1 protein-coding gene is annotated in these 1,569 nt (G+C 73.3%); it reads right to left on the minus strand.

The window, feature by feature from the left end:
* A partial coding sequence (locus RMO85_RS15895) for a non-ribosomal peptide synthetase (protein WP_310529696.1) occupies positions 1 to 1,569 on the minus strand: 1,569 nt, incomplete at both ends.

The raw sequence follows: 1,569 nt of genomic DNA on the forward strand, positions 1-1,569 counted from the left end.
CGGGAAGAGCGAACGGCCACCGGCGCGACGCCCGATCAACGACCGGTATGGCCAGCAGGGCCGTCAGCAGCAGGCTGGAGACGGTCAGGGCCTCGATGAACCAGTAGCTCCACCTGGGCTCGGACCAGTCCCACTCGGTCACCCACGTCAGCAGAGCCGCCTGCTTCCAGGTGATCTCCGCGGAGGCGGCGGCGACGATGCCGATCACGAGGACCGACGGCACGACCACGCGCCCGATGCCACGAAGCATCGCGTGGATGCGCTCGCGGCGGGGCTGGTCGCCGAGCCGGAACCGGCCGAGGTTGAAGCCGACGATCGCCAGCAGCACGTGCGCGCCACCCGTGAGCGTGAACAGGTTGGCGTGCGAGGCCACGATGGTGAAGATCGCCAGGGCTCGCAGGACGACGCTGGTCTCGACCGCGCGACCCCACCTGCGCGGGCGCGCGCCACCAGCCAGGGCAGCCGCAGGCAACGCGTGCCACCCCGCGGGCAGTGCGCCGAGCAGTCGCTCGAGCCGGAGCGACGCCTCGACGTAGGACAACGAGTCGCCGCCGAGGTCGACGAACGACTGCGTCGGCCGGGCGTCCGGGCGGGTGAGGACGGCGCCGAGGAGGGCCGTGACGTCGGCGGGGGTGACGCCGCGGCCGGTCCGGTCTCGACCCGGCTGCTGCTCGACCGGCGCCAGCGCCCGGTAGTCCACCTTCCCGTTGGCGAGCCTCGGCAGGTCGGGCAGGACCACGACGTCGACGAGCGCGGTGGGCACGCCGGCCAGCTCGGCGGCCGTGGCCACCAGGGTGGGTGTGTCGACGGGTCGCGCGCCGTCGACGACGGCGATGACGAGCCGGTCTCCCCCGTCGGCGGCTGCCACCACGAATCCGCGCAGGTCGAGCTCGCGCTCGACGTGGTCGAGGTCCAGCCGGAGCCCGCAGACCTTGGCGATCCGGCTGCGCCGACCGACGATCTCCCACAGACCGTCCGGCAGCTCGCGGGCGAGATCGCCGGTGCGGAGCTCGGTGACCGTCCGACCCAGCGCGAGGTCGGCGGCCTCGGTCGCGTAGCCGAGCATGACGTTGGGCCCGGCGAAGACGAGCTCGCCGACGCCCGCATCGTTGCGGCCGTCGAGGTGGAAGGTCGTGCCCGGCAGCGGCCGGCCGATCGAGGTCGGTGTCGACCCGGCAAGGTCGGAGGGCAGCACGCTCATCCGCGCCGTGGCCTCCGTGGCGCCGTACATCACGAACAGGTCGAAGCCGCGGCGCTGGCCCAGCTCGGCGAACCTGCGGACCCGGTCGGGCGCCATCCGGCCGCCGGCCTGGGTCAGGGTGCGCAGCGACGGGACCGACCGGTCGGCGAAGCCGCCTCGCTCGAGCAGCTCGAAGGTGTGCGGGACGCCCGGGATGGTGGTGACGCCGTGGGTGGCCACATCGGCCCAGAAGGCCGCGTCGAGGACGGACGCGTCGGTGAGCAGGAGCCCAGCGCCCCGCAGCAGATGGCTGTGCAGGACGGACAGGCCGTAGGAATAGTGCAGGGGCAGGGTGGTCAGCGCACAGTCATCGGGACCCAGGCCAGGCT

Source organism: Nocardioides sp. (genome assembly GCF_031422975.1).
In the GTDB taxonomy this organism is placed as follows: Bacteria; Actinomycetota; Actinomycetes; order Propionibacteriales; family Nocardioidaceae; genus Nocardioides.